General features: G+C 61.4%; 40 protein-coding genes. 17 read left to right on the top strand and 23 right to left on the bottom strand.

Translation table 11 applies throughout. The features are described from left to right. The first annotated feature begins 176 nt into the window (after positions 1–176). From ACFQ6H_RS09695 to ACFQ6H_RS09680, 4 genes are all read left to right on the top strand, one after another. Positions 177–1,757 carry a flavin monoamine oxidase family protein gene (locus tag ACFQ6H_RS09695; protein WP_378535861.1) on the top strand — a complete coding sequence of 527 codons (1,581 nt, stop codon included), beginning with the start codon at positions 177–179 and terminating at the stop codon, positions 1,755–1,757. A 39-nt stretch (positions 1,758–1,796) separates the two neighbouring features. Continuing rightward, positions 1,797–2,468 carry a Rid family hydrolase gene (locus ACFQ6H_RS09690; protein WP_378635355.1) on the top strand — a complete coding sequence of 224 codons (672 nt, stop codon included), beginning with the start codon at positions 1,797–1,799 and terminating at the stop codon, positions 2,466–2,468. Next, entirely contained in the window at positions 2,468–2,644 is a 177-nt protein-coding gene (gene tatA / locus ACFQ6H_RS09685; protein ID WP_019747480.1) for a Sec-independent protein translocase subunit TatA, read from the top strand. Before ACFQ6H_RS09690 ends, tatA begins: the two co-directional genes overlap by 1 nt. 74 nt (positions 2,645–2,718) lie before the next feature. After that, positions 2,719–3,603 (top strand): DMT family transporter, encoded by an 885-nt coding sequence (locus ACFQ6H_RS09680; protein WP_378635359.1) that lies wholly within the window; start codon positions 2,719–2,721, stop codon positions 3,601–3,603. Here ACFQ6H_RS09680 and ACFQ6H_RS09675 read toward each other — a convergent pair. The 5 genes from ACFQ6H_RS09675 to ACFQ6H_RS09655 all read right to left on the bottom strand — a co-directional run bounded on the left by ACFQ6H_RS09675 (position 3,600) and on the right by ACFQ6H_RS09655 (position 7,637). Then, a complete protein-coding gene (locus ACFQ6H_RS09675) occupies positions 3,600–4,214 on the bottom strand; it encodes a class I SAM-dependent DNA methyltransferase (protein WP_378535868.1) in 615 nt (204 codons plus the stop codon). The genes ACFQ6H_RS09680 and ACFQ6H_RS09675 overlap by 4 nt on opposite strands. Next, positions 4,211–4,969, bottom strand: a complete 759-nt coding sequence (locus ACFQ6H_RS09670; protein WP_378645762.1) for a PIG-L deacetylase family protein — start codon at positions 4,967–4,969, stop codon at positions 4,211–4,213. Before ACFQ6H_RS09670 ends, ACFQ6H_RS09675 begins: the two co-directional genes overlap by 4 nt. Beyond that, the gene (locus ACFQ6H_RS09665; RefSeq protein WP_378535872.1) at positions 4,963–5,901 is read right to left on the bottom strand and encodes an acyl-CoA dehydrogenase; all 939 of its coding nucleotides are present in this window, start codon (positions 5,899–5,901) and stop codon (positions 4,963–4,965) included. Before ACFQ6H_RS09665 ends, ACFQ6H_RS09670 begins: the two co-directional genes overlap by 7 nt. Further along, positions 5,898–6,602 (bottom strand): glycosyltransferase, encoded by a 705-nt coding sequence (locus ACFQ6H_RS09660; RefSeq protein ID WP_378535874.1) that lies wholly within the window; start codon positions 6,600–6,602, stop codon positions 5,898–5,900. The genes ACFQ6H_RS09665 and ACFQ6H_RS09660 overlap by 4 nt, the downstream gene beginning before the upstream one ends. A gap of 267 nt (positions 6,603–6,869) precedes the next feature. Further along, entirely contained in the window at positions 6,870–7,637 is a 768-nt protein-coding gene (locus ACFQ6H_RS09655) for an ANTAR domain-containing protein (RefSeq protein WP_378645759.1), read from the bottom strand. Between the two features lie 109 nt (positions 7,638–7,746). Here ACFQ6H_RS09655 and ACFQ6H_RS09650 point away from each other — a divergent pair, with 109 nt between their 5' ends. Beyond that, entirely contained in the window at positions 7,747–8,445 is a 699-nt protein-coding gene (locus tag ACFQ6H_RS09650) for a HemK2/MTQ2 family protein methyltransferase (RefSeq protein ID WP_378645757.1), read from the top strand. Here ACFQ6H_RS09650 and ACFQ6H_RS09645 read toward each other — a convergent pair. Next, the gene (locus tag ACFQ6H_RS09645) at positions 8,402–9,451 is read right to left on the bottom strand and encodes an iron-containing redox enzyme family protein (protein ID WP_378645755.1); all 1,050 of its coding nucleotides are present in this window, start codon (positions 9,449–9,451) and stop codon (positions 8,402–8,404) included. The genes ACFQ6H_RS09650 and ACFQ6H_RS09645 overlap by 44 nt on opposite strands. Between ACFQ6H_RS09645 and ACFQ6H_RS09640 the strand changes: the two genes are divergently transcribed. After that, entirely contained in the window at positions 9,452–9,691 is a 240-nt protein-coding gene (locus ACFQ6H_RS09640; protein ID WP_378535882.1) for a CDGSH iron-sulfur domain-containing protein, read from the top strand. A 146-nt stretch (positions 9,692–9,837) separates the two neighbouring features. Here ACFQ6H_RS09640 and ACFQ6H_RS09635 read toward each other — a convergent pair whose 3' ends face one another. The 3 genes from ACFQ6H_RS09635 to ACFQ6H_RS09625 all read right to left on the bottom strand — a co-directional run bounded on the left by ACFQ6H_RS09635 (position 9,838) and on the right by ACFQ6H_RS09625 (position 11,867). Continuing rightward, entirely contained in the window at positions 9,838–10,041 is a 204-nt protein-coding gene (locus ACFQ6H_RS09635; protein ID WP_003943666.1) for a cold-shock protein, read from the bottom strand. A gap of 316 nt (positions 10,042–10,357) precedes the next feature. Continuing rightward, the gene (locus ACFQ6H_RS09630; RefSeq protein ID WP_378535884.1) at positions 10,358–11,335 is read right to left on the bottom strand and encodes a YihY/virulence factor BrkB family protein; all 978 of its coding nucleotides are present in this window, start codon (positions 11,333–11,335) and stop codon (positions 10,358–10,360) included. A 94-nt stretch (positions 11,336–11,429) separates the two neighbouring features. Next, positions 11,430–11,867 carry an STAS domain-containing protein gene (locus tag ACFQ6H_RS09625; protein ID WP_378645753.1) on the bottom strand — a complete coding sequence of 146 codons (438 nt, stop codon included), beginning with the start codon at positions 11,865–11,867 and terminating at the stop codon, positions 11,430–11,432. A gap of 330 nt (positions 11,868–12,197) precedes the next feature. On the opposite strand from ACFQ6H_RS09625, the gene ACFQ6H_RS09620 reads away from it, so the two are divergent. Further along, positions 12,198–12,446, top strand: coding sequence for a hypothetical protein (locus tag ACFQ6H_RS09620; protein ID WP_030535920.1), 249 nt, complete (start codon positions 12,198–12,200; stop codon positions 12,444–12,446). A gap of 16 nt (positions 12,447–12,462) precedes the next feature. Here the strand turns inward: ACFQ6H_RS09620 and ACFQ6H_RS09615 are convergent, their stop codons facing one another. After that, on the bottom strand, positions 12,463–13,245 hold the full coding sequence (locus ACFQ6H_RS09615) for a SigB/SigF/SigG family RNA polymerase sigma factor (protein WP_378535889.1): 783 nt from the start codon (positions 13,243–13,245) through the stop codon (positions 12,463–12,465). Continuing rightward, positions 13,242–13,676 (bottom strand): ATP-binding protein, encoded by a 435-nt coding sequence (locus tag ACFQ6H_RS09610; protein ID WP_378548297.1) that lies wholly within the window; start codon positions 13,674–13,676, stop codon positions 13,242–13,244. The genes ACFQ6H_RS09615 and ACFQ6H_RS09610 overlap by 4 nt, the downstream gene beginning before the upstream one ends. Positions 13,677–13,912: 236 nt before the next feature. Between ACFQ6H_RS09610 and ACFQ6H_RS09605 the strand changes: the two genes are divergently transcribed. Then, entirely contained in the window at positions 13,913–14,350 is a 438-nt protein-coding gene (locus ACFQ6H_RS09605; protein WP_378535893.1) for a hypothetical protein, read from the top strand. Positions 14,351–14,380: 30 nt separating this feature from the next. On the opposite strand, the gene ACFQ6H_RS09600 is transcribed toward ACFQ6H_RS09605, so the two are convergent. The 5 genes from ACFQ6H_RS09600 to ACFQ6H_RS09580 all read right to left on the bottom strand — a co-directional run bounded on the left by ACFQ6H_RS09600 (position 14,381) and on the right by ACFQ6H_RS09580 (position 16,636). Continuing rightward, positions 14,381–14,701, bottom strand: coding sequence for a WhiB family transcriptional regulator (locus tag ACFQ6H_RS09600; RefSeq protein ID WP_378535895.1), 321 nt, complete (start codon positions 14,699–14,701; stop codon positions 14,381–14,383). Positions 14,702–14,886: 185 nt separating this feature from the next. Next, a complete protein-coding gene (locus ACFQ6H_RS09595; RefSeq protein WP_378645751.1) occupies positions 14,887–15,591 on the bottom strand; it encodes an ANTAR domain-containing protein in 705 nt (234 codons plus the stop codon). A 48-nt stretch (positions 15,592–15,639) separates the two neighbouring features. After that, positions 15,640–15,774 (bottom strand): hypothetical protein, encoded by a 135-nt coding sequence (locus tag ACFQ6H_RS09590; protein ID WP_020968725.1) that lies wholly within the window; start codon positions 15,772–15,774, stop codon positions 15,640–15,642. 73 nt (positions 15,775–15,847) lie between these two features. Beyond that, positions 15,848–16,393 (bottom strand): Dps family protein, encoded by a 546-nt coding sequence (locus tag ACFQ6H_RS09585; RefSeq protein ID WP_378535899.1) that lies wholly within the window; start codon positions 16,391–16,393, stop codon positions 15,848–15,850. 84 nt (positions 16,394–16,477) lie between these two features. Next, on the bottom strand, positions 16,478–16,636 hold the full coding sequence (locus ACFQ6H_RS09580) for a hypothetical protein (protein WP_378645749.1): 159 nt from the start codon (positions 16,634–16,636) through the stop codon (positions 16,478–16,480). A 358-nt stretch (positions 16,637–16,994) separates the two neighbouring features. Here ACFQ6H_RS09580 and ACFQ6H_RS09575 point away from each other — a divergent pair, with 358 nt between their 5' ends. Next, the gene (locus ACFQ6H_RS09575; RefSeq protein ID WP_378448631.1) at positions 16,995–17,297 is read left to right on the top strand and encodes a MerR family transcriptional regulator; all 303 of its coding nucleotides are present in this window, start codon (positions 16,995–16,997) and stop codon (positions 17,295–17,297) included. On the opposite strand, the gene ACFQ6H_RS09570 is transcribed toward ACFQ6H_RS09575, so the two are convergent. From ACFQ6H_RS09570 to ACFQ6H_RS09555, 4 genes are all read right to left on the bottom strand, one after another. Then, the gene (locus ACFQ6H_RS09570) at positions 17,294–17,677 is read right to left on the bottom strand and encodes a hypothetical protein (RefSeq protein ID WP_378645747.1); all 384 of its coding nucleotides are present in this window, start codon (positions 17,675–17,677) and stop codon (positions 17,294–17,296) included. The two genes, ACFQ6H_RS09575 and ACFQ6H_RS09570, sit on opposite strands and share 4 nt — an antisense overlap. 137 nt (positions 17,678–17,814) lie before the next feature. Further along, on the bottom strand, positions 17,815–19,317 hold the full coding sequence (locus tag ACFQ6H_RS09565; protein WP_378535905.1) for a trehalose-6-phosphate synthase: 1,503 nt from the start codon (positions 19,315–19,317) through the stop codon (positions 17,815–17,817). Further along, on the bottom strand, positions 19,314–19,733 hold the full coding sequence (locus tag ACFQ6H_RS09560; RefSeq protein ID WP_378645746.1) for an STAS domain-containing protein: 420 nt from the start codon (positions 19,731–19,733) through the stop codon (positions 19,314–19,316). The genes ACFQ6H_RS09565 and ACFQ6H_RS09560 overlap by 4 nt, the downstream gene beginning before the upstream one ends. Positions 19,734–20,008: 275 nt before the next feature. Next, entirely contained in the window at positions 20,009–20,179 is a 171-nt protein-coding gene (locus ACFQ6H_RS09555; protein WP_378635397.1) for a PI-type proteinase, read from the bottom strand. A 152-nt stretch (positions 20,180–20,331) separates the two neighbouring features. Here ACFQ6H_RS09555 and ACFQ6H_RS09550 point away from each other — a divergent pair, with 152 nt between their 5' ends. After that, on the top strand, positions 20,332–20,580 hold the full coding sequence (locus ACFQ6H_RS09550) for a hypothetical protein (protein ID WP_007726566.1): 249 nt from the start codon (positions 20,332–20,334) through the stop codon (positions 20,578–20,580). A gap of 18 nt (positions 20,581–20,598) precedes the next feature. Here ACFQ6H_RS09550 and ACFQ6H_RS09545 read toward each other — a convergent pair whose 3' ends face one another. Genes ACFQ6H_RS09545 through ACFQ6H_RS09535 form a run of 3 tightly spaced genes read right to left on the bottom strand, consistent with a single transcriptional unit; the run spans position 20,599 to position 21,851 of the window. Continuing rightward, positions 20,599–20,748 carry a hypothetical protein gene (locus ACFQ6H_RS09545; RefSeq protein WP_378645745.1) on the bottom strand — a complete coding sequence of 50 codons (150 nt, stop codon included), beginning with the start codon at positions 20,746–20,748 and terminating at the stop codon, positions 20,599–20,601. A 36-nt stretch (positions 20,749–20,784) separates the two neighbouring features. Next, complete coding sequence (locus ACFQ6H_RS09540) at positions 20,785–21,276, bottom strand: hypothetical protein (RefSeq protein ID WP_378645740.1); 492 nt, start codon at positions 21,274–21,276, stop codon at positions 20,785–20,787. After that, the gene (locus tag ACFQ6H_RS09535; protein WP_378645738.1) at positions 21,273–21,851 is read right to left on the bottom strand and encodes an RNA polymerase sigma factor; all 579 of its coding nucleotides are present in this window, start codon (positions 21,849–21,851) and stop codon (positions 21,273–21,275) included. The genes ACFQ6H_RS09540 and ACFQ6H_RS09535 overlap by 4 nt, the downstream gene beginning before the upstream one ends. A 185-nt stretch (positions 21,852–22,036) precedes the next feature. Between ACFQ6H_RS09535 and ACFQ6H_RS09530 the strand changes: the two genes are divergently transcribed. The 7 genes from ACFQ6H_RS09530 to ACFQ6H_RS09500 are packed head-to-tail and all read left to right on the top strand — an operon-like array spanning position 22,037 to position 24,788. Further along, positions 22,037–22,501 carry an Asp23/Gls24 family envelope stress response protein gene (locus tag ACFQ6H_RS09530; protein WP_378635405.1) on the top strand — a complete coding sequence of 155 codons (465 nt, stop codon included), beginning with the start codon at positions 22,037–22,039 and terminating at the stop codon, positions 22,499–22,501. Continuing rightward, on the top strand, positions 22,498–22,782 hold the full coding sequence (locus tag ACFQ6H_RS09525; RefSeq protein WP_378448622.1) for a hypothetical protein: 285 nt from the start codon (positions 22,498–22,500) through the stop codon (positions 22,780–22,782). Before ACFQ6H_RS09530 ends, ACFQ6H_RS09525 begins: the two co-directional genes overlap by 4 nt. Beyond that, a complete protein-coding gene (locus ACFQ6H_RS09520; protein WP_378645736.1) occupies positions 22,775–23,041 on the top strand; it encodes a hypothetical protein in 267 nt (88 codons plus the stop codon). The genes ACFQ6H_RS09525 and ACFQ6H_RS09520 overlap by 8 nt, the downstream gene beginning before the upstream one ends. A gap of 38 nt (positions 23,042–23,079) precedes the next feature. Continuing rightward, positions 23,080–23,259, top strand: a complete 180-nt coding sequence (locus ACFQ6H_RS09515; protein WP_230816399.1) for a hypothetical protein — start codon at positions 23,080–23,082, stop codon at positions 23,257–23,259. Then, positions 23,252–23,641 carry an Asp23/Gls24 family envelope stress response protein gene (locus ACFQ6H_RS09510; protein WP_378645734.1) on the top strand — a complete coding sequence of 130 codons (390 nt, stop codon included), beginning with the start codon at positions 23,252–23,254 and terminating at the stop codon, positions 23,639–23,641. Before ACFQ6H_RS09515 ends, ACFQ6H_RS09510 begins: the two co-directional genes overlap by 8 nt. Next, a complete protein-coding gene (locus ACFQ6H_RS09505; protein ID WP_378645732.1) occupies positions 23,638–24,207 on the top strand; it encodes a DUF6286 domain-containing protein in 570 nt (189 codons plus the stop codon). The genes ACFQ6H_RS09510 and ACFQ6H_RS09505 overlap by 4 nt, the downstream gene beginning before the upstream one ends. Continuing rightward, a complete protein-coding gene (locus ACFQ6H_RS09500) occupies positions 24,204–24,788 on the top strand; it encodes a hypothetical protein (RefSeq protein ID WP_378645730.1) in 585 nt (194 codons plus the stop codon). The genes ACFQ6H_RS09505 and ACFQ6H_RS09500 overlap by 4 nt, the downstream gene beginning before the upstream one ends. The last annotated feature ends 137 nt before the right edge of the window (positions 24,789–24,925 follow it).

Genomic DNA, 24,925 nt, shown 5'->3' with positions numbered 1-24,925 from the left:
CTCGGGTGAGAGAGCAAGATGCGAACGCTCGCACGTTTCTCACTCGGTCCCCACCGACTGTTTCCTGCGCGTCAAGTTCCGGACCCAACGCTCCTGAAGTCTGTGTTCAACACCAACCACCCGGGTCACCGGGAGCACACTGGGGAGCTCGAATGCCATACACACGTAGATCTTTCATGCGCAGCCTGGGAATCACCGGCGGCGCGGGCCTGGCACTCGGTGCTATGTCGTCCATCGGCCTGGCGCCGGCAGTGGCGTCGACGCCGAGACGATTCCAGGCACCCGCCGCGGGTGACCTGATCGGAAAGGTCAAGGGAAATCACTCTGTCGTGATCCTCGGCGGCGGACCCGCCGGGCTGTGCTCGGCCTACGAACTGCAGAAGGCCGGATACAAGGTCACTGTCCTCGAAGCGCGCAACCGCCCGGGTGGTCGGGTGTGGTCGATCCGCAACGGCACCGAAGAAACCGACCTGAACGGCGAGACACAGACCTGTACGTTCTCGGAGGGGCACTTCTACAACCTCGGTGCGACGCGTATTCCGCAGAATCACAACACCATCGACTACTGCCGCGAACTGGGCGTCGAATTGCAGATGTTCGGAAATCAGAATGCGAACACCTTCGTCAACTACTCCGGCAACAAGCCGCTCGCGAATCAGTCGATCACCTACCGAGCAGCCAAAGCCGACACGTACGGATACATGTCCGAGCTACTGCAGAAGGCCACCAATCAGGGTGCCCTCGACCAGGTTCTGAGCAAGGAAGACAAGGAGGCGCTCTCGTCGTTCCTCACCGACTTCGGTGATCTCTCCAGCGACGGCCGCTACGTCGGTTCCTCGCGTCGCGGGCACTCTGCAGAACCGGGGGCCGGCCTCAACTTCGGAACCGAGATCGAACCCTTCGGGATGAGCGATGTGATCCAGGGCGGCATCGGGCGCGCATTCTCCTTCGAGTTCGGTTACGACCAGGCCATGACGATGATGACCCCCGTGGGCGGTATGGACCGGATCTACTACAAGTTCCAGGACGCGATCGGCATGGACAACATCGAGTTCGGCGCCGAGGTCAGCGGCATGAGGAACGTGCCGGAAGGCGTCACCGTCGATTACGTCGTCGACGGCAAAGCCAAGTCGATCACCGCCGACTACGCGATCTGCACGATCCCACCGCACTTGATCAAGCGGCTGAACAACAACCTGCCCTCCGACATCCTGCTCGCGTTGGATGCCGCCAAGCCGTCGTCGTCGGGCAAGCTCGGTATCGAGTACTCGCGTCGGTGGTGGGAGACCGAGGACCGCATCTACGGCGGCGCCTCCAATACCGACCGCGATATCTCCCAGATCATGTTCCCCTACGACCACTACAACTCCGACCGCGGCGTCGTCGTCGCGTACTACAGCTCGGGTAAGCGTCAACAGGCTTTCGAATCGCTGACCCACCGTCAACGGCTCGCCAAGGCCATCGCCGAAGGCGCAGAGATTCACGGCGACAAATACACTCGCGACATCTCATCGTCCTTCTCCGGAAGCTGGCGGCGCACCAAGTATTCGGAATCCGCCTGGGCATCGTGGGCCGGCGCGGGAGATTCCCACGGCGGCATGGCAACTCCCGAGTACACCAAGCTTCTCGATCCCGTCGACCGGATCTACTTCGCCGGCGATCACCTCTCCAACGCCATCGCCTGGCAGCACGGGGCCTTCACGTCCGCGCAGGACGTCGTCACTCATCTTCATCAGCGTGTTGCGCAAACCGCCTGACGTGCTTTGTTTTCCATCCCTTTCTCTGGAGGTCAGATCATGAAATCTCGCAGCACCAAGATCCTTGCGGCCGCATTTGCCGCCACCGCGCTGCTGGGCACCGCCACAGCCTGTTCATCCGATGAAGCGGACGCCGAGACCACATCGAGTTCGTTCGTCTCCAAGTCGGTCATCGAAGCGGGGCAGGCCAACCCGATGATCGCTCAGGGCGTCGCAATCGGCGGCGACACCGCGATCTACAAGACCAGTGGCATCGGCCCCTCGGCAGGCAACAAGGCGGCGCCGGAAGGATCCCCCGAGTCGTACATCGACGGCCAGTTCTCCGGCGGAGTTCTGCCCACCGGGGTGACCGTCACCGAGGCTCAGGGCATCAACGTCCTCAAGAAGATCCGCGACAATCTCGAAGCGCAGGGGTTGAGTCTCGAGGACGTCGTCACGATGCGCGTCTTCCTCGACAACGCACCGGGGTCGGACAAGGCCGACTACACCGGATGGAATCGCGCGTACCGCCAGTTCTTCGCCAATACCAATCTCGACACAGGCGACACGGAGTTGGTGCCGATGGGCACTGCCGAACCGATCGCCCCGATCGAGCGCAACAGCGCCCGGCCGACCCGCTTCGCCCTGGAGGTTGCGGGACTGCCGGTGGCCGGTTGGCTCGTCGAGGTAGAGGTCGACGCGGTGTACCCCGAGGGCAAGGAACCCGCCTGATGGGCGCGCTCAGCCCGACCCACTGGGCGATCGTCGCAGTAGTACTCGTGGTGCTGTTCGGTTCGAAGAAGCTGCCAGACGCCGCCCGCGGACTCGGTCGGTCGATGCGGATACTCAAGACCGAAGTCGGTGAACTGCATTCGGATACGGACCTCGCGCTGGAGAAGCGAGACTGACCCCTGTGCGCGGTTGAGGAGTCCCCACACTCCTCAACCGCGCACAGGTGGGGGTGCTGTGCAAAAGTGAAAGCGTGTCCCACACTCTGCTTGCCGCGATCTTCGCCATCGGCGCGGCGCTCTGCATCGCCGTTGGCACCGTTGTGCGCCAGCGCACGGCCGCTGTTGTCCCGGACGATTCGATCGGTGCACTCGGACCCATCACGACGCTCGTCCACAGCCCGGTCTGGTGGCTCGGCACCGTGGTCGGAATCGCAGGATATGCGCTGCAAGCGTCGGCCCTCGGCCTCGGATCGTTGCTCCTCGTTCAACCGCTCCTCGTGCTCTCACTGCTGTTCGCACTGCCGTTGGGCGCCCGGTTCAGTGGACGCCGTATCAGCGCTCGCGAGTGGTTGTGGGCCGCGGCACTCACCACATCTGTTGCAGTCTTGGTGATTGTGGGAGATCCGCGGCCGGGTGAGCCCCGAGCCGAAACACACCACTGGATCGTGATCTCCGCGATCGGATTGCCGTTCATCGCGCTCTGCCTGTTCGGGGCACATCGTCGAACAGGCTCCGCCCGCGCCCTCCTACTCGGTCTTGCCGGCGGAACGCTCTTCGGCGTAGCAGCGGTATTGACCAAGGGCGTCGTTCATCTCGTGAACCTCGGACCGCACGCGATCCTGACGTCTTTCGAGCTCTACGCACTGATCGTCGTTGCCGCCGTCGCGACGTCTTTGCAGCAGTCGGCTTTTCAGGCGGGGGACCTCCAGGCTTCGCTGCCGGCCACCACGATCATGGAACCGGTCGTGGCGTCGCTGCTCGGATTCGTGGTGCTCGGTGAATATCTCGATGCGGATCGAAAGGTCGCCGCCGTGCTCGTCCTCGCGCTCGCGGCCATGGCTGCGGCGACCATTGCCCTGGCGCGAGGGGCCGCGAACGACGACGCGAACGCAACCCCTCGTACGCCGGTCGGCTAGATCAGACCTTCGGAACGAGCCACCGACGGTGGTGACGGCGGACCCTTCACGAAGACGTCGATCAGCACGTCCTCGTCCTGGTACGACGCGAACTGTGCCAACCCCGGCGTCTGGCGCACAGCCGAATGAACGGCGTCACCGTTCTGCGGATACTCCGGTACGACGTGACGCCAGTGGGCGCACAGCAGAGTGCCGCCAGGCTCGAGATGCTCGACGACCTGCAGCATTGCCTCAACGAGTTTGTCGAAGGTCAGGTAGTAGCCGACCTCGCTGATGACGACGAGGTCGAAGGTCTCGCCGGGCCAGTCGTCGCCCAAAGCCCAGAGGCGGAATTCGGCGTCGCGACCGGCAAGCCGCGCACGAGCACCGTCGAGTGCGGCCGGGACGATGTCGGTCGCGAGAACGCTGTCGCAGCGCTCGGCCAATTTCTCGGTGAGAACCCCGATCGAGCACCCAGGTTCGAATGCACGACGGTATCGGGGTTTCGGGAGCATCGCGACGCTGAGCGCGTATTTTCGCTGCTCGTACCAACGGGATTCGAAATCCCATGGATCAGATTGTGCGGCATACATCTTGGCGAAGTAATCCGCGGGAAGTTCACGATCGGTCATACGAACACCGTTTCGTACGGGCGCAGTAAGCGTTCCATCACGTGTCGGGGGAGTATGGGTGCATCCGCAGGGTGATCGGAGAGCGGTGCGATCTGTGATGTGAACTCTTGGGCAGCAGCAGATTTTGCGGCCTGAACATCGGACGGCAAGGTCACTCTTCTGACTCGTTCCCACGGGACTGCCGCATGATCCGGCGCGGCCCAATGCCAAGCCCAGATGGGATACTCGATCAACCGTGATCCCGTGTCCTCGCAAGCCTTCGCAGCTGCGTCCCCGGTGGATTCATGGTCCGGATGGCCGTCCCCACGCCACGTCGATGCGCACCAGGTTTCCGCCGATGAATCACCGAGAATCGACCTGAGGCGGTCGGTCAACTCCTGCCGGTTCTCGCCAATCCTCCCGTCCGGGATACTCAGTCGAACGGGCGTAGGAATTCCGAGTACACGCGCTGCCTGATCCGACTCGGACCGTCGAAGTCGTTCCATCTCGGGCTGAGACACAGTCGGTGAATCGGGATGTGAAGCTCCGCCGTCGGTGACGGACACCACTTGAACCTCGATTCCGGAAAGTGCTGCCAGAAGGGCGGTTCCACCCAGCCCCAGTACTTCGTCGTCGGGATGGGGAGCGACGACGATCAATCGTGAGCACCCGGTGAGATCCAGTTCCGGAAAACTGCGTCCCCACTCCCGCCACATCGATTCGGGGGTACCGCCGTCGTCGACAGGCTTCTGTGCGAACAGTTTCGAGTTCACCACGGCCGTTTCCCCTTGGCCGCGATCCGGCCGAGTTCGGCGAGATCCTTCTCGGCGTGGCTCTGCCGCAAATAGACGGTGAGGTCGGCTACCCGCGCGGCATGTTCGGCGTCCATGCAGAGCGGTGCGGCTCCGAGAGCGCGTCCGACCCGATCGAGGGTTTCCGTCGCGGCACGCTCCACGATTGCGCGAACGCGTAGGGCCCGTTGCATGGCTTCGGCATTCTGGTCAGCGGGATCGGCGTCGATCTCCGCTGCCGCGACTGCGAGAGCGTTGCGCGCCGCGGCCAACGCTGCGTCGACTGCGCCGAGATGTGCGAGGACGTACGGATCTTCGGTGCTTGCGGCCTTGTCGTACAACGGATCTGCGACTCCGCAGGCGCCGCCGTACCAGCATGCAGCCACACCTATCGCCCCGTGCCAGAACCCCGGCCGGCTCAGATAGTCGCCTGCCGTTCCGACCGGTATGGCCGGAACCATGTCGAAGTCGACTGCGCTGGAGTCGCTTTCGGCCATACCGACGGCCTTCCACGAATCGGGAACCGGATGCACTCCAGGTAGTCCGAGTTCAACCGCGAAGAGAGAGGGGACTCCCTCGACCAAGGCGGTGATCAGTGCATGCGTGCAGGTGTTGGCGCCAGAACACCACAACTTGCGACCGGTGAGTGTCCAGATCCCCACGTGCTCAGACGCATTCACCACCGGTGTGGGTGGCTCGGCTGCCCACACGCCCCACAGCTGTCCCGGTTCGGGATCGGGGCCGTCGAGTTCGGTGAGTATCGCGACGGCGTCGGTGTGAGCCTCAGCCATCCGGCCGAGAACCACGTTCTCCCGTGTGAGCTCTGCGAGGGAGGTCCACCGTGCGGCCGTTGCGCCGCCGCCGGGCAGTGGCAAATACAGTCCGCCTGCATCCAAGAGTGTGTGTAGTCGTTTCATCGTGCCAGCTCCGCTTCTTCGTTATCGGCGGTCGTACCACCCAGGTTACGGATATGTCCGGCAAAGCCGCCCGGAGTTCGGCCGTCGAGACGCGCAGACGTGGTGACCGCAATGTCTTCTGCCCACGCGATACACGCGCCCGCCGCGCTCAATCGTCGGACGAGATCGACGTCCTCGTCCTCCTCGAGATCGGAGAATCCTCCGACGCTCCAGTACATGTCAGCGCGAACACCGAGGTTGGCGCCGTGGATGTGACCGTGTCGACCATATGGATGTGCGTGGTACATACGTTCGTATCGTTCGCGGACGGACTGCGGCTGACCCTCCCAATCTGCGATGCGAACGGTTCCCGCAACCACGTCCGCGGTACGCGCATATTCCAATTGGCGCGCAATCCAGGTGGGTCCGACCACCGAATCGGCATCGGTGGTGGTGAACCACGCTGAAGGACCCAAATCTCGGCCGAACTCGGAGAAGCCCGTCGCTCGTGAGCGCCCGACGTTCTGGTGCTCGACGCGGAGCACATCCACGCCTTCGGGGATGACCCCCGCGGTTCCGTCCGAACAGTTGTCGAGGACGGCGACAACTCGGACGGGGACAACGCAAGCCGACGCCGCTGTTGCGAGTGCACGAAGGCAATTGGGAAGGTCTTCGGCTTCGTTGTGGGCGGGAACTACGACAAGAACCTGGTCGATTGGCACAGCGACGATCCTTTCCTCACCCTGGTACGGTCGGGTTTTCTTTCGTCCCGGTTCTCAACAGATAACCACATTTCAGACGAGTGCCGCCGCTCGACCGCCAGCAGTCGCGCAGGTCGAAACCTGTTTCGGTGAAACATCTCTGGATACGTTTGGGAGCTGAACCTTCGGGGTACAAAACGGGGTTTTGCGACTGTGTCTTTGAGCGCAAAACGGGGTTTTGCGACTGTGTCTTCTGGTGCAAAACGGGGTTTTGCGACCGAAGAATCTTCAGAACCTGCGGTGGCGCACCGAATCGATGAGCATCCGGGCAACGTCGTGGAGCTTGACGTTGGTGTGCTGTGATTGCTGCACGAGTCGACTGAATGCTTCCTCGGCGTCGACACCGTGGACGGCGATCAGGACGCCCTTGGCCTGCTCGATCTCGGCCCGAGACTCCATGGCGCAGCGCAATTGTTCGATGTGCTCGTGTGCCTGACGCCAGCGTCGTGAATCCGCGATCGCCGCGCCCGCACCGGCGGTGAACAATTTCATCAACTCTTCGTCGAAGGCCTTGAACTCGGTCGATGCGAATCCGTAGACGTTGAAAGCGCCGAGAAGTTCGGCGCTCCCCTCGCCCATGGTGATCGGCACGGACAGATAGGACCGGACGCCTTGTTCGCGGGCCTCGACGGTGAATTCCGGCCATTCGGCTTCGTGATCACCCACCTTTGCCCGGACCGACGAGACTGAGCGTGCGGCGTCCACACACGGTCCACGATCGGCGGAGTGCTGGGCGTGGTCGATCGCGGAGAGATAGTCTGCGGTAGATGCAGCAGTTCGCGGGCCATCGGCCGACAACACGGTCACGCTGACTGCGTCGGCGTCCGGCAGTGCCTTGACCGCCGTCTCGGCCAGACGTTGGAGCATGGAGTCGAGGTGCTCGTCCGTGTTCAGATTGGACCGGAGTCCGGCAATCGCTTCGGCGAGAGTGTCGAGTGAATCTGCTGCGGAAGCAAACGCCGCGGCCCCTTGTGGAGTGTCCGCATTGCCTGTCATGACTCAGGTCTACTCCGCAAACTGCGGCGATGTAACCGTTCCAGGCTGCCGATGCTCCAATATTGCATGAAATTCGGGGTTCCGGGGTAGCCGCACGCAGCGATGCGCGATGTCGCCTGAAAAAGAGGAGCCGATGATGATCCTGCGTTTACCCGGTGTGTATCCACCGCAACATGACACGTCGTTACTCGCGGATGCACTGCTGTTCGAGCACCTCACTGCTCGCAGTCGCGTGCTGGATTTGTGCACCGGGACCGGCGCCCTCGCCGTCGCGGCATCTACGGCAGGTGCAGGCCACGTCGTCGCGGTCGACATATCTCGCCGAGCGTGCGCCAATGCTCGTCTCAACGGAATCCTCAACGGCACCTTGATCGATTCCCGTCGTGGCGATCTCACCGAGGCCGTGCACGGCGAACACTTCGATCTGGTGATCTCCAACCCTCCGTACGTCCCTGCACTTGCAGATGACCTCCCTACCACTGGAATCGAACGAGCTTGGGACGCAGGCAAGGACGGACGCGCCCTCATCGACAGGATCGCGGCCACCGTTCACGACGTACTCGTCCCCGGCGGCACACTTCTTCTCCTGCAGTCGGTACTGTGCGGGGTCGACAAGACCGAGGCGATACTCGAGGAACACGGTATGGCCGTGGAGATTTCGGCCCGGAAGTACATTCCGTTCGGGCCAGTGATGCGTGAGAGACGCACGATGCTCGAGGCGCGGGGGTTGATCACCACCGGTCAGGAAATCGAACAACTCGTGATCATTCGCGCAACGAAGTCTCACCCTTCTCCCAACTCGATGTGAGGTGTTCGCCGAGAAGATCGTCGAACGCGAGGCAAGCTGCGGCGCCGAACAAGATGTCGCCGGCGCGGTGTGGCTGCGAAGAAGCAAGGCCGCCGGCAAGTTCGCGAACGGCAATCTGTTCGTGGACGGAATCCGCTTCGACATGCTCGTCGTAGAACAGGGTCGCGTGCGAACCGAATCCGAGTCGGCGCAGGCCGGCGCTGTAACGCTTGCTCGGCAGCGCCGACGTGGTCTCGACGGCGCACAGGTGCCCGACCAGGGCGCCGAGATGTCGGCGATGAAAACCGAAGAGCGAGAGAGCATTCAACGACGCCAAGGTCACGGCGGGAACGGCATCGATGTAGTGACCGTAGCGGTCCGAAAGGCCGACGGCCCGCATCGTGTCGGCAAACAGACGCGAATGCATACGCTCTGCGGCGCCGCCTCCGTACTCGTCGCTCTGCACTTCGACGAGGGCTGCCTTGACGGCGCCGGAGAGCCGAGAAATTCCAAGGGTGTGCACATCCGCTTCGCGGAGCTGATTGAGCGAACGCTGAATCAGCACCTCCGCGAACTGATCGACCGTGGCGTCCTTCGCCATGTAGGACGCAAGACCGGGTCCGGCACTGGGCGACGTCATCGCCCACAGGTCGGCCACCACGTCGCCAGACGACGGCACAGTCCCCACGAGTTGCGCGATGGCGGACTCGAAGTGCGTTTCGAGACGAGACCGCACCGCGAGCAGGTCCGGATTCCACTCCCACTCGTCCGAGACGTTTTCTATTCCCTGCAGATGAAGCTCGTAGAGGAGCGTCAGCGTCAACTGGGCGTCGTCGTCTCGAAGAATGTCGTAGGTGTGGTCGGTGGAGCGTGCGTCTTCGTACGCGTCAGCGGCAGCCTTCAGCTCCCTCGGATCGGCGGAGGAGAGCAGAATGGAAACGAGAGTGGCGCTCAGTGGGCCGCGAGCCTGCGGAACAGGCATGGAAGTAGGCACGCCAGTGGCCGAATCGAGAAGTGAAGAGGACATATGACCGCGTTTCCCGAATCGTCATCTGCCGAAACACCGGATGGTTCCGGGTGCAACACCACCATAACCGCCTGCTCGGACGGACCGCTGCTGGTGCGTGGTGACTTCGAGTTGCTCCGCGACGACGGCACTCCGATAGAGAACAAGCGCTCTACGGTCGCATTGTGCCGATGTGGACGGACCGCCATTGCGCCGTTCTGCGACAGCTCCCACAAGAAGAAGCGGGCGCGAGCGAGTTAACCGGTACCGAACTCGGCACGCGCTGGACCTGAAAACCAAGGAGACCCGGAAACCCAGGGGACCCAGAAACCAAGAAAAGGCTGGATGCCGGCACCGTGCGGTGCAGCGTCCAGCCTTTTCAGTCTGAATTCAGACTGGGATCGAACTCAGATGGCGCGAACGTTCTGAGCCTGGGGGCCCTTCTGGCCCTGTCCGATCTCGAACTCGACCTTCTGGCCCTCGTCGAGGGACTTGTAGCCGCTGCCCTGGATCTCCGAGTAGTGAACGAACACATCCGGTCCGCCACCTTCCTGCTCGATGAATCCGAAGCCCTTTTCACCGTTGAACCACTTGACACTGCCCTGAGCCATAACCAAATTCTCCTGGATCCATCGAGCCGAGCCCTCCCATCGAGAGTCCGGTCTCACACCTGATCCTGCCATGCTCTTCTTTTTCTGTCTCCAATTACATGCATGGCGAGTTGCAGTAATTGACGGGTTTGTCCCGTTCCGGGGCAGCTCCGGAAGCACGTGATTGTTCAACTATGCGCGTTTACCTGCTGTGATGTATTCGTCGCTTCGATACAGCGCGAAATGACAACACCTGTGTTAAATCTGGATTCGCGGCGCAGAATGTCACCCCGATACTCAGGACGGGACCAAATACCCAACTCGATCGGGGTCGAGATCAGTCCGATTCGTCGGGTTTGGTGTGCCCGTCGAACGTCACGTGGATGTTCTCGTGGGGAACCGCGCGTTGTGCTTTTGCTTGATCGGCGAAGGTACGTCGATCGCCTTCGATGAGTTCGGTGTTGTCGGTGAACGGAGCCAACAACGCCCGCGGATGGAGTTTGTCGACTCGCACGACGTTGATTTCCGCGCACATGACGATCGAGGCGGCAGCGAGGAACAAGAAGGCCAGCAAACCCAGAACGATGGCAAAGACGCCGTTGGTGGTGGAGGCGCCCCGCACCACGGATGTCACGTAGAGGGCACCGAAGGACTGAAGTGCTTGCCAGAGAACAGCAGCGGCGATCGCACCAGGTGCCACATCGGCTACCGAGAGCGGGCGGGCACAGGTGAGCCGGAAAGCGACGATGAAGATGCCCGCATTCAAGACGACTACCGCGAGGGTCAGCAGGAAGCTGAACGAACCGCCCAGATGAAGCGCACCGCCGATGTTGGAGACAGCGGTGGTCCCCAAGATCGCGAGACCGATCGTGCCGAGGAGTAGTAGCCCTTGAAGACGCCCGCGGATGGGATCCGGTCGCATGTTTCGGGGCACCGACCACACCGTGTTCATCGCATTCTGGCAAGCCAGAGCGACACCGAGGCCACCGTAGAGACCACCGACGATTCCGATCACCAAACCCGTGACGCCGCCGCCGATCTGTTGCGCATTGCCCAGGTCGTCACCGATGACCGGGAACTGATGCAAGGCCGAGTCCAAGATCTGTTGCTGAAGTTCGGGGTTGTCCGACAGCACGAAGCCGAGAATGGTGGAGAGTAAGAGAAGCAGCGGAAACAGCGAGACGAAGCCGTAGTAAGCGATCAGTGCGGCGAGATAAACACCTTGATCGTCGAGGAACTTGTAGAGGACCGCTATAGGGAACCCCAGTGCCGGATGCTTCTGTTGCAAGGCATCGAGGCGCTTGGCGATTGTCATTCTCGGTCTCTCTCAGCTCGTCGGACAGCCCGACGAACCTTAGTCGCTGCGAGCGCACAGCGCTCGGCGCTCGACATGGGTGCCGGGCGTGCCGTCAGGAGCCTTCGAGCGACTTCTCGGCGTCGCGGAGCGCGCGCATGGCTCCCTCGACGGAGTTCGTAACCGGAAATTCTTCTTCGGCCCGCGCTGCCCGAAGCAAGCGTCGAAGTGGGTGCGACCCGATGACGGACCACTGGAAGTCGTGGGCTCGTGATCGGGAGTTCAGCTCGGCGAACAGTTCGAGGCATACCGCACCGACGAACAATGAATTGGAAAGGTCGAGGATGACGCGAGACCACTCCGCAGCGTACGAGCTGAGAAGCTCTTGCAGTGCGGGGGCGGAGAGTTTGTCGAGGTCGACATCGACCTGGATCAGGACTGTCGAGGGTGCTACCCGCCAGGCGGCAAAGCCTTGTGTTTCCACGATCGGACCCAATTGTGTTGAGGGATCGATGGAATCGATCGAAGTGTGGTCGAGTTCATTCAGATTCATGGCAGATCCGGTCTGTGTGCTTTCATCGAAAGGCTGACGACCGATCTGGCGGCGCGGAAAGTGAATGCGTCCAGGCGTGGAAAGCTGTAGAGCTCAATGGATATGCGCAGGGCAGACACGCGGAGAACGTACTCACCTGATCCAGAGCCTTGATGCGAACCGAGCGCCAGTGGCTTCAACCCCGGCTGTATTCTCAACCTCGGTACCGCTCAGTGTAGCTCGAGGGCGTAAATCGGTCCAGGTGTGGAGTCGAACATCAAGCAGTGCAATGTTTTTGGCTATACGCTTCGGTAGGGTGGGGGATCAGCGTCACCGGACGAAGGGATTCAGATGAACGACCGCGATGCACTTACGGCCATCTCGACCAAGCTCGACACGCTGATCGGAGCGGAGACCAACGGTCTGCGGGACGAGGTTCCGCCCGGTTCCAGTGTTCAGCGCACCGAGCAGGACGGGGAGCACGGAAGGTGGGGTCACGATTACCGCCTCGCCAACAAGTATCTCGAGGCCCTCGACATCGGTCAGCCCGGGCTCATCGACCGAGACGAGATGGAACGTCTTGCACAGGAGTACATCTGATCGCCGAGACGTACCGTCAGAAGATTTCGCCCATCTCGGTGCGTAGCTGCTTCAGCGTCTGAGTGAGGATTCTGGACACATGCATCTGGGAAAGACCGACCTTCTCGGCGATCTGAGACTGGGTGAGATGACCGAAGAATCTCAGAACGACGATCGTGCGCTCGCGCTCCGGCAATGCAAGGAGCGCGGGCCGCAATGTTTCGTGATTGTCGATCTGACTGATCGCTTCGTCGTACTGACCCAATGTGTCGATCAGAGTCAGTCCGCTCCCGTCGCCGGCGGATGCGGTGTCGAGCGGTGTGGTCCGATACGAGTTGCCGGCGGTCAGCCCTTGTTCGACCTCGTCCGGCTCGATGTCGAGTTCTTTCGCGAGTTCCGCGACAGTGGGAGCGCGCCCGAGCGTCTGGGACAGCGACGTCAGCGCCCGGTTCAGGGCAAGGTGTCGTTCTTGAAGGCTTCGCGGGACGCGCACGGACCAGCCATGATCGCGAAAATGCTTGCGTACCTCACCCATTACGGTCGGGACGGCGAACGACAGGAAATCCGATCCCTTTTCCACGTCGAATCGCTGCACGGCTTGTACCAACCCGACACGCGCAACTTGTTCCAAGTCCTCGAAAGGCTGGCCGCGCCCCTGGTAGCGGCGTGCGACGTGGGTGGCGAGCGGCAGGCACAATTCGATGATCGAGTTGGTGATCTTTTCTCGGGTCGGATCTTCAGGCGGAAGCGAAGCCATCGAAACGAACAATTCGACAGCTAGTTCGTACTGGTCCTTCTTGTCCGGTGGGACAGTGGTCACGCACGCTCCTGGAGCAAGCCCTTTTCAAGCGTCATCGTCAGCGTGATGTGACCGTCCGCGTCGATTTCCGACTGTTCCAAGCGGACGGAGTCGACCAGTGCCTCGAGAACGAACCATCCGAAGCTGTGCGACTTGTCGGGAATCTCGGAGTGCGCAATCACTGAAACGACGGTCCGAAGTGTGCGACCGAACGTCTCGAAACGGCAGGTCAAGTCGCTGGACGGTATCGCATGGCCGATGAGGATACTCGCGACTTCGTCCATCGCCAGGGCAAGATCGGCTGTCCCGTCGACATCCAATCCGGTGTTGTTGGCGACCGTGCGGGTGATTCCACGCAGAGTCGGAAGTTGAGAGTACGACGCTCGGACGCGGAGCGAGGCAATGGAGTCGTGATTAAGTTCGGCTTCGGTCGAACTCGACAGAGGGATCAAGGGACTTCCTGTAGGTAGATGTGGCGGTATTCCGGCAGAACGAGGCAAGGACCGGTAGCGGCCATGCGTGCCGACCATCTCGACCCCAGAGGTGTTCATGGCCTTCGATTACCCTTCGCCCGGCGAACTAACCCTCTTTACTTGAACTAGAGGATGAATTGTGAGACACATCACCTGTGGTGCGCTCGTACCGAATCTCATCTTTCATTTGTGGCGCCTTCGGGTACTGCGACCTCATGGGCACACATTCGGACAGGCAGATCCCCGTACACATACGACCGGAAGGCGTCACGGATGATGCGGTGAAGGCGGCGGGGGTGCTGTCGAATGCCCTCGAAACCGTGGAGCGCGCGCGCGGCGCTCTGTACGACTTCCATCAGCTGATCGGGCACGCGGATTTGATGCTCGACGAGGTCGTCGAGCATCTGCGCACCAGCGGCAACGACGAACTGGCGGATCAAGTCGAGGACGAGTTGATGGGCCGGAACGTGGTCGAGGGGCGTTGGACTTTCCAGCTGGTCGAGGAGTTCGACGAGAACTACTGGTCCTTCTTCCGCGAATGCGAGAAGGTGGTGCGCGACCGACTGGCGGGCGGAGTGCCGCATCTCTTCGAATCCGAGATGAAGGAGCGTCGACGCACGCATGGGCGTCGACACCACGAGGCGCGGCCCTGAGTTTCCGCTCTACGAGGTCTGTCCCCGAAGTTATTGCGCCGGTGGGCTCGATACAGCACTGACCAGTGGTCCAGTTCGCGCCTTACGCAACGATTCTCGTTCGGTGGCCGTCATCCCGCCCCAGATGCCGTGTGGTTCCCCGGTCTGGATGGCGTGCACCAGGCATCTCTGCACGACGGGGCACCTGGCACACACCAGCTTCGCCGAACTCTCGCGCTTCGCCCGCCTCGATCCGCGCTCGTTCGTGTCGTCGTAGAACAGAGCCGGGTCGGTGTCGCGGCAGGTGCCGGACAGTTGCCAATCCCACTCGTCGGCAAGGGGCCGCGGAGATGTGTAGGAGCGCATGAACATGGACGTTCCCTTCGCTGCGTGACGAACTCGACTCGGATCGCGGATCCAGGTCGGGTGTTAAGGCAAAGCTCGGTCCCGCCGGCCTGAACCGGCGGGACCTTCGAGGCTCCTCCCTCGAGAGGGAGGATTTCGGGGGTACCTCTGGTCGGTCATTACCCAGCCGCACAAATTTTGAATCCCGGTCGTCAGGAATTCTTTTGATCCACGGCTCGTCTCTCTGCTGAGGCGACAAGACCGCCGGCTCGTCTCTCTGCTGCGGCGACAAGACCGCCGGCGATGTCGCGCACCTTGACGTTCCACTCTTGCGACATCTCGACCAGTAGGTCGAAAGCTCGGTCGGCTGAGCACTCACGCTCGGCCATCAGCAATCCCTTGGCCTGCTCGATCACGGGCCGAGAATCCAAAGCTCTTCGCAGTTCGTCATTTTCCGCGCGAAGGCGGGCGAGTACGTCTGGCGCCGAGCTGGACTGCTGAGCCTGCGGTCGTGAAACCTCGTACACACGATGAAGCACCCCGATCACCCGGCCGTCGTCATCGGTGACGGCGGAATTCACGGTGTTCCAGTAGCGCGTGACAAACAGCCCGGAACCGCGCTCGTCGCGCACGTCGTACCGTTGAGTCGGCATCGCATCACGAGATTTGGTTTGCATCACCCGCTCGAACGACATTGTCAACGAGGAGATTCCGTCGGCAAAAGAGTCGGCAGGATTGTCGGGAAAGGCCTCGAACACTTCCACTCCGTGCAGCTGATCCAAACTGCGATCGGACATGGCAAGGTATTCTCCGTTTGCTCCCCGGACACGAAAATTGCTGTCCACGAGGAGAAGAGAAGAAGTGCTTGCCGCAAATCGATCGCTACTGGCGATCGAGCGGAGAGTGCTCGAACTCATGATTGTGTCGTTTCTGTCCTGTCTTCGACGGCTGCGGCGCCTGGTGATTCAGAAGTAGTTGATTGCGAGGACCCCGAGAGCAGTGCCTGCCACGATCGATCCGAACAACAAACGCTGCTGCAGTACGAACATCTGATACTCGCGACGCGTTTGTGCCGACGTGCCGCGCGAGTCCGCAGACATGCTCCTGCCCTTTCCGGTTGTGGGGAACGCGATTTCGGCCGACCCCCGATCGGCCGAAATCGAGGACGGTGAATCAGTTCTGGCGTGCCTCATTTGCGGCATCCAGCTCGGTGGACGCGCCTTCGTGCACGAGGCTGCCGCCGGAGTTCTCGAGGTGCGCGCGAACGAACCACTGGAACTTTTCCAGCTGTGCCGTCTGGCCGATCAACATGTCTTCGGTGATCGGGTCGATCTTTCCGACGCTCTCGATGGCGGCGCGACTGTCTGTGATGACCCCGGTGTACACCAGGTCGAGCGCCGCGAGGTGAGCGCGAGCATCGTCGCGGCCGACGGAGTAGTCGTCCCACGTCCGGTCACGTTCGATCGCTCCTGCGGTGCCCTTGGGCGAGTTGCCAAGTGCCGCGATACGTTCCGCCACATCATCGGCGTAACCGCGAACCAGTTCCACCTGCGGGTCGATCATCTCGTGCACGCCGATGAAGTTGGGTCCGACGACGTTCCAGTGGACGTGCTTGAGCGTCAGGTGGAGATCGTTGTAGGCGCTGAGCCGTTCCTGCAGGGTATCGGCGACGGTCGAGCCGTCTGCGCTGCTCAGTCCCGGTACGGTGAACTCGGACATATGTTTTCCTCTCGTCATGATGGGGATCGCCCTCCAACGGGGCGGTCGCGCGCCATCGTCAATCGGATCGCGGGTCGGTCAGGTTCAGTGCGCGAGTGCGGCTGGTTCCTCTGTCACCGGGTCGCCGAACATCATCGCGATTCGGCGCTTGACCTCGACGGTCGTCAAAGTCGCGCTTGCGTTAGTGATCGCGATGCCGGTGTTGCTCTCGCCCTGTGTGGGCGGGATGTCGATCGTCGTCATCTTGCTCCCGGTGAAGAGTGTGCCGTGAGGGAGTCAGCTGAACCACCAACTCCGACGTCTGGGTGTTCTGCAGCTTCGAGTGCCGGTTATGGCGCTTTTAGGTGCTACAAAATCTATATCAGCCGATGTAGATAATTGGCAAGGTAGCGGCGTTCCAACTGCGGAAGCAAGTTGCGTGCCGCTTCCGGTCGAAAACACTCCTCACCTGCGCTTACGTGCTCCGTCGGCTCCTCATTTTTCGCCGCAAGTGGTCCTGGACACCTTTGAATCTATGTCGCCGGCGTCAGATTCACTGCCTGATGATGCTAAGGTCGGATGACGCCGACGAAGGCAGCCGACACCGAACTAGGAGGTTCCAGTGACGTCGGAATCTCAGACCCGGGCGCTGCGTGGCGTGTACGGGATCTCAGTGATGTCAGAACTGTCCGGAGTAGGACCTCAAACGCTGCGCCTCTACGAGCGAAGGGGCCTGCTTACACCGACGCGCACGGATGGCGGTACGCGCCGGTACAGCGAGGCTGATCTGGATACGCTCGGACGAATCACCGCGCTGATCGACGACGGAGTCAATCTTGTCGGAATCCGTTTGATCTTGTCTCTCGAGGCCGAGAATGCCGTTCTGGCCGCTCGGATCAGTCAGTTGACTGCGGAAGCCGGCTAGCTTCCGTGGGGTGCGTCGGTGCGGCCAGGGGCGCCGAAATCTGCATCTGCGACGATTTTGTTGCCGGCGCGTTCGATCTGCTCCAGCGCTGTATCCAGGGCATCGACCAGCCATTGATGCGACGCCTCTGCGAGCAGTTGATCGGGAGCGTCGGTCAGTTCGGACTGAAAGAATCTCACCAGCCACAAGTCGCCCAGATCAGGCTGATCTGAAAGCCCGGCAACGGTATTGGTGGCGAGCAGGTATCGGTTGTACTCGAGATCAACACGAATCGCATACTCGCCGAACAGATTCACCACGTTGGCCGGCCGATGAGTGGCGGCGGCGAGCGCAATGAGAGCGTCGTTGTAGGTCTCGGAGTACTTCATCGTGAGGGGCATGGTCGGCCTGTCTTTCTGGGCCGATGCAGCATTGCACGGCTATGGCGAGGAGATCAGTTCGCAGCCGCTGCTTGACGATGAACTGAAACCAATCCTAGCTCGAGTATCTGCTCACCCTTGACTCAAGCCCGCGGTGGTCAGTTGTTGCGCGCGAAGTCGGACTCACGCTCCGTGACGAACTGATCTTCCGGGCGCGGTTCAGTCGGGGCAAGGGCGGTCAGGAACGATTCGGCCCACTGATGCACGTCGTGCGACATGACCTGGCGATGCAGGGCAGCCATGCGGTGACGGCCCTCTTTCGGATCCTGATGAACAGCGGTCAGGATCGTATTCTTCACGCCGTCCAGATCATGAGGGTTGACCAGATATGACTGTCGTAGTTCCATTGCAGCGCCGGTGAACTCGCTGAGAACCAGAGCGCCACCGAGGTCACCGCGGCACGCTACGTACTCTTTGGCCACGAGATTCATCCCGTCGCGCATCGGCGTCACGAGCATGACGTCGGCAGCGACGAACAGCGCGATCAGTTCTTCTCGGTCGACCGGCTGGTACAGGTAGTGAACGACGGGGCGGCCGATCTGACTGTGGTCGCCGTTGATTCGACCCACCTGTTCCTCGATGACACTGCGTAGATCGATATAGTGCTGCACGCGTTCACGACTGGGCGTGGCGAGCTGCACCATTGTGTACTTCTCCGGGTCCAAGCGGCCCTCGTCGAGAAGTTCCTTCAGTGCCTGCAGCCGCAGGTCGATGCCTTTGGTGTAGTCGAGGCGATCGACTCCCAGAAGGATCTTCTCGGGATTGCCGAGCTCTTCCTTCAATTCGCGTGCTCGGCGCAACACCGATTCGCTCTTCGACTGGCGCTCGAGTTCGGCGGAATCGACGGAGATGGGAAATGCTCCCACCTTGACGACGCGAGAATCGAAATCGACATGCCCCAGCGCACTTCGCACACCGACGCCCGCTGTTGTCGTCTTCAGGCCGAGTAGTTTGCGGGCCAAGAACAGGAAATTGTTTGCGCCACCGGGTAAGTGGAAGCCGATCAGGTCGGCACCCAGCATCCCCTTGACGATCTCCTTGCGCCACGGAAGCTGCATGAAGAGCTCGACCGGAGGAAAAGGAATGTGAAGGAAGAACCCGATAGTCAGGTCTGGCCGCAGCTCACGCAGCATCGCCGGCACGAGTTGCAATTGGTAGTCCTGCACCCAGACGGTAGCTCCGTCGGCGGCGCAACGCGCGGTTTCCTCGGCGAACCGCTGGTTGACCGCGACGTATGTGTGCCACCACGACCGCTCGAACGTCGGAGCCACCAGAACATCGTGGTAGAGCGGCCACAACGTGTCGTTGGAGAACCCCTCGTAGTACTCGGCGAGGTCCTGAGAGGTCAGTTCGACGGGAAATAGGCGGAGGCCGTCCACAACTATGGGATCGACCTTCTCGTTTGCGACGCCCGGCCAGCCGACCCAAGCGCCGTCTCGCTGCCGCAGGATGGGTTCGAGCGCGGTGACGAGCCCGCCCGGACTTCGCTTCCAGTTCTTGCCACCGTCGTCGTCGGCTGCAGTGTCGTCGATTTCCAGATCGACGGGCAGTCGGTTGGCGACAACGACGAATTCGGAAAGCCTTTCGAGATCGTTACTCACGCCGACATCGGCTCCGCCAGGGTCTCGTCCATGATGGCGGCAGCGGACAGGTACGTGACCGCCTCGGCCACAGAGTCGGTGAACACGATGTCGGCATCCATCTTCAACAGGGACAGCGGGCGCCTGACAGGGTGCGCTGCGATCAGTGTCCACGGGACGCCGAGCCTTCGAGCCTTGGCCGAGAGAGTTTCGATGATGGAAAGACCTCCGACGGAGATGAACTGGACGTCCGAGCAGTCGACTACGAACGGGTGACGCTCGCTGATCAGATCATCGACGCACGCCGCAAAATCAGCTCGGGACTGGATGTCGATCTCGCCGCTGACCACCAGTGACTGAATGTTTTCCGCAGACGTGACGGTGAAAATGGGGGGACTGTCGGCACGCTCAGCTGTAGTTCTCGAAAACTCGTTCATCGAAACTCCTGACGGATTGCTCGAAACGGTTCGTTCGAATCGGTCTGGTTCGAAACGGCCTAGTTCGAAACGGTTTCTTGCGAAACCGGGAAACGGCACGGGAAGCAACACGCGAACCGTGCACGTCTTCAACGGCTGGGTGCTCAACCGTGCTGAGTGCCTACCCTACCGCATCACGAAACCGCAGGTGAAAAGCGTTAGATCCGTAAGGATTTCAAGGTCCCATGAGCGCGTGCTCACGGGACCTTGGTCCCGATGATTCAGTTCGGGCGAGATCAGTCGGTGTCGGTCGCCGGACCGGTCGTTGTGGCGCCACCCTCGTCGGCCCACGTGCGCTCGCCCGACGGATCGGTCTGAACGTCCTTGTGTGCGGCGTCGGGGCCGGTGCCGGTGGTCTGCGACTCGTCCGTCTGGTCGGTGTGGTCGGTGGGATTCTGTTCGCTCATGGAGTCTGCGTTCCCTTCGGGAAGTAGTTGTTCATGTACTCGTCGTTTCCTGCTCACCCGCGAGGGGTACTCAATAGGAGGTAGTGCGTCAGGTCGAATCGACAACCAGCGAAGTCAGCTGTCACCGAAGCAGGAGATTTCACGTGAACCATATGACCGTGACGACCGAACACCTGCGTGCACTACTTGGCAGCGGCCCCCATTCGGAATTGGTAGCGGTCGGGGGCGAGATCGAGATCTACGTCCCCGATGAAGAAGGGTTCGGCCTCGAGGGTATCTCGCTTGTCACTCGCGAGCAGTTGGCCGAACGCCTGCCTTCCTCGCCCGACAACCCCGACGAAGGCGAACTGCGTATCGCTGCAGAATCGTTGAGCGAGATGATCGCCGAACTCGGCGGCTGAGTTCGGCAGCAGCCCACTTCAGATCTGCGGGATCGGATCCGGGGGATACGGGTTCGGTGGCGTCGGAGTGGGCGGCACGGGTGGCGGATTCATCGGATCGGGTGGCGTCGGCGCGGGTGAACCCGGGTCGGGAACAGGTCCCGGAACCGGAGGTGGGGGAGTGGTCATGCGTGCCGGGTTCCCAAACACGTGCTGAACAAACACCTAGTGTTCGGGACGGCTTTTGGTGTTTCCCCCGGCAGGTATATATTCCACGATGTCGGTCACGGCGATGTGGACGCTCTCTGCAGAGACCGGTGGTTCCATATTCCCGAGGATCATGTGAACGACATCGACGACCGTGAATCGCACCCGATCCGACAGCTCGGCCAGATCGACTCCGTAGGGCGCAGCCAGTTCGATACGTAGTGAACGTATTTCGTGGCCGTCGACAAAGAATTCGATGCTGCTCGGTGAGCAGTGGTGTCGAGAACGTATCTCTGCGGCGAGGTGGGTGCGGAGGACATGATCGCTTACCGACACCGTGCCTAGACGCGGACCCTCGGACGCGTGCGCGTTCAGTGGCCAGCCCGATGCCGAGGTCGATCGGAGCGCCCGGATCACCTTGTCGCTGATTCGATCCCAGCCTGGCTCCGGGGCATTTCGCAGGACCTCGGATGCGTGCGCCATCAATGCGTCGGTTCGTGATTCGATCATCGCCACCTCGTCATTCGTTCACTCAGGTTAGCCCGTGCACGATGGTGATGCCCACGCACCGCATCCGGAGTGAGTCTTAGAATCTTTCCGATTTGAACGAACGTGAGCATCTCCACCTCTCGCAGCGTCCAGGCCGCGCGCTGGCGGTAAGGCAATTCCCCCAACGCTTCCTCCAGCGCCTCCAGGAAGGCGGAGTTCGAGGTCGAGTCGAATGGACCGGCCTCGGGAGACGGTACAAGAGGGTCGAGCAGTTTGTCGTCGATCGGTTGAGCTCTCTTGATTCGGTAGCTGTCCACGATCTTTCGTGAACAGATCGCGAAAAGCCATGTTCGCATGGATGATTCACCGCGAAACGATTCGAGTTGACGCCATGCGGCCACGAAGGTGTCCTGGACTACCTCGAGAATGTCGCCTTCGTCCGCGAGCATTCGACGTGCATAGCGGTGGAGCGCTGGTCCGTAGTGGTGCACCAGTGACTCGAATGCTTCTCGGTCGCCGAGTATCGCAGCGTCGACTGTCGCGGTGTCCAAGCCGTCAGGCGCTTCCGTGAGCCCCTGTGTGTGCGGTAACGCCACAGTCGCTCCTCTCGCAGAAATGCGGAAACTCGGCTGCGTTCGAAAGTTGTTCGTCCGGCCGGGGCGTTGAATGTTACGGACCGTAACTAATAAATGTCAGTGATGCACGTCACTCGAATCAGACATTCGGTTTTAGCTTCGAGTCACGACTACACAGGTAGATCGATCAACAGGAGGAGATGACAATGGTCAGCACGCAGGTTGCGACAGCATCTACGAAGGATGTTGCATCATCGAACGACTCGGCTCTGGTGAGCTCGCAAGGAAAGACGTCGATCGCCGACACCGTTGTCTCGAAGATTGCCGGAATCGCCACCAGAGAGGTGAGCGGGGTGTACGACGTCGGCGGCGGAGCATCCCGGGTGGTCGGTGCACTGCGCGAGCGGATTCCCGGCGCAAGTGTCAACCACTCCCAGGGCGTCTCGGTCGAGGTCGGCGAAAAGCAAGCAGCGGTGGACATCGACATCGTGGCCGAGTACGGCGTATCTCTTGCAGACTTGGCCACCGGCATTCGCCGCAACGTCATCGCAGCGCTCGAACGGATGACAGGTCTCGAGGTGACCGAGGTGAACATCACGGTTCACGACGTCCACCTCGACGAAGGCAGTGACGACGAAACAGGCGAGCCCAAGACCACACGGGTGCAGTGAGTTCCGAAATCGCTGACACCGTCGCTGAGGCAGTGACGGCTGTACCTGGCGTCGCATCACTTCATGCCGGAATGTTCGGCGAGGTCGGCACCTACCTTCCCGGTCGTCGAGTCGTCGGCGTGCGGGTGACGGAGTCGTCGACCGACGTCCACGTCTGCATCTTCGCCGACGCCGCCGTTCGAGAGACCGCTTTACGTATCCGCCAAGCCATTTCGGGACTCGTTTCCGGCCCCGTGAACGTGACGGTGGAAGACGTAGTAGGCCGCCCGCACAATGCCTGAGCGTTCTCGTGGTACTAAACCTGATCGCCGTTCTGCACGAAGAGCGGCGATCAGGAAGCACCACCCTGATGCAGGCGGATCAGCCGCCGCGCTCAATCGAGCGCTCGAACGCATCGACCGGGACTTCGCATCCCCGATCGATGTGGGTGTCCGCACGACGCTGCGCGGCACGATTCGGCAGATAGTCAAACCCGTTCGGGCCCGGTACACCCGGGTGCGCGCTCGGCTACCGGGCGCCAAGACCTATACCGAGATCTGACTCGCACCCTTGAACATCATCCACAACGGAGGATTCACATGACCACCTCGACTGTCGGCCTTCTGGCAGGACTACTTCTCGGAGTCGCAGCTGCTGCAGGCGGTTTCACCGGATTCCTCATCGCGCTGGTTCTCGGCGTGGTCGGTTACCTCGTCGGTGGTCAGCGTGACGGTGAGTTCGACCTCGGTGTGATGCTGAAGGGTCGCGGTCGTGGCTGACACAGCTCTGCCGGAGTCTGTGCTTGGCGAGCCGGGCGAACGCGGAACGCTGACGATTCGAGACAGAGTCGCGCAGAAGCTGGTGCTCGAGGCGACTCGCGGAACGCCGGGGGTGCGTCAGCACGCCGGTGGCATGGACAAACTGACCGGGCGCGAATTGCCGAGGGCACGAGTGCTGGTGTCCGGCAGGCGGGTACGAGCCAAGGTGGACATCGCGATCGAGTGGCCCGGATCCTTGTCGGTCATCGGCACCGCGGTGCGCGACAACGTGAGGGCCCAGTTGGAATCGGTCTCGGGACTGGACGTAGACGGTGTGGACGTGTCGATAGTGAGCGTTCTCCCGGCATCGACCAACGGTGATGCGGGAAGGAAAGTGCAGTGACTTCGGACAAGGTCGTACCACCTACCGCCTCGAGGGTTGCGGCTCCGGTTCCATTGGCGACGCCAGGAGCTACGTTCACCGGATTTCTGGTCGCCGCGGCGGTACTGGCGCTCGGCGTGGTCGGGATCCGAGACGTCCTTGTGGACACCGGCGTGATCGCGGGGTCGCAGTGGATATCGGGTGCTTTCGAATATGTGGACGGGCTCGCCTTTCAGAGTTGGATGTTGCCGGCCGGAATCGCAGCCGTCGTCATCGGTCTGTGGTTCGTGATCCTCGGACTCAAACCGCGGCGAAAGACTGCCAATGCCTTGGTCGGAGTCGTTGACACGTGGATCGATCCCGCAGATGTCGCGGCGGTAGCGTCGGTACGCGTCGAGTCGTTGACCCACGTTCGCTCCGCTTCGTCACACGCGACTCGGCGCAAGCTCGAAGTGAAGGCCACGGTCACACTCGATGGGGCCGCGACCGCGGAATCGGAAATCCGTGCCGTGCTGGGGGACTTGACCCAGACGCTGTCACCGTCCCCTCGAATCAAGATTCGCATCCAGACGGGGGAAAGATCGTGACCCGAACGGCGACGGTGATAGATCGCGTGGCGACGTGCATCGCGGGACTGCTCGCGATAGCGCTGGGAGTCGCAGCGATCCTCTGGAATCTCGACGTGATCAAGGATCTGCCGGCGCAAATCGACATCCCGTGGGTTGAAGATCTCGGCGACCGCTCGTGGTGGCCGTGGGCTGTCGGCGCTGGTGGGGCTCTGCTTGCCCTACTCGCGTTGCGGTGGTTGATTTCTCATGTGCCACTTCGGAGGGTGAAGGAGATCACGGTTCCGGGGTCGAACTCTCACAATTCGATCACCGCGGATCTGGGTGCGGTCGCCGAAGGAGCGAGTGCATCATTGGAAGGCTTCGACGAAGTATCGCGTGTTCGAGGAAAAGCGTTGGTCGACCGCGGAGTTCGAACAGTCGATTTGCGGGTGACCTTGAGACGGAGCGTCGTATCCGGATCGGAAACGCTGCCCGAGTTGGTTTCTCGGGTCGCCAATGCCGGCGATCAAGTCCAAGCGGTAGTCGGTGATCCGTCCGTCGCGACCAGAACTCGCATCGCCGTGGAAAGTGCGAAACACGATGAGCCGAGAACTCTCTGATCAATCGAGGTTTGAGCCACCTGACGACCGGGTATTGGTAGACCTCCCCATCGCGCACAGAATTATGGATGTTGCTGTGGCACTGTGTGTCACGGTTCTCGTGGCGACGGCGACATCGATGGTGATCGCAATCGTCG

The sequence above is a fragment of the Rhodococcus sp. NPDC056506 genome (genome assembly GCF_042794945.1).
Lineage (GTDB): Bacteria > Actinomycetota > Actinomycetes > Mycobacteriales > Mycobacteriaceae > Rhodococcus_F.
Note: the sequence above shows the minus strand (reverse complement) of the source record. Positions and strands in the feature narration are given on the sequence as shown.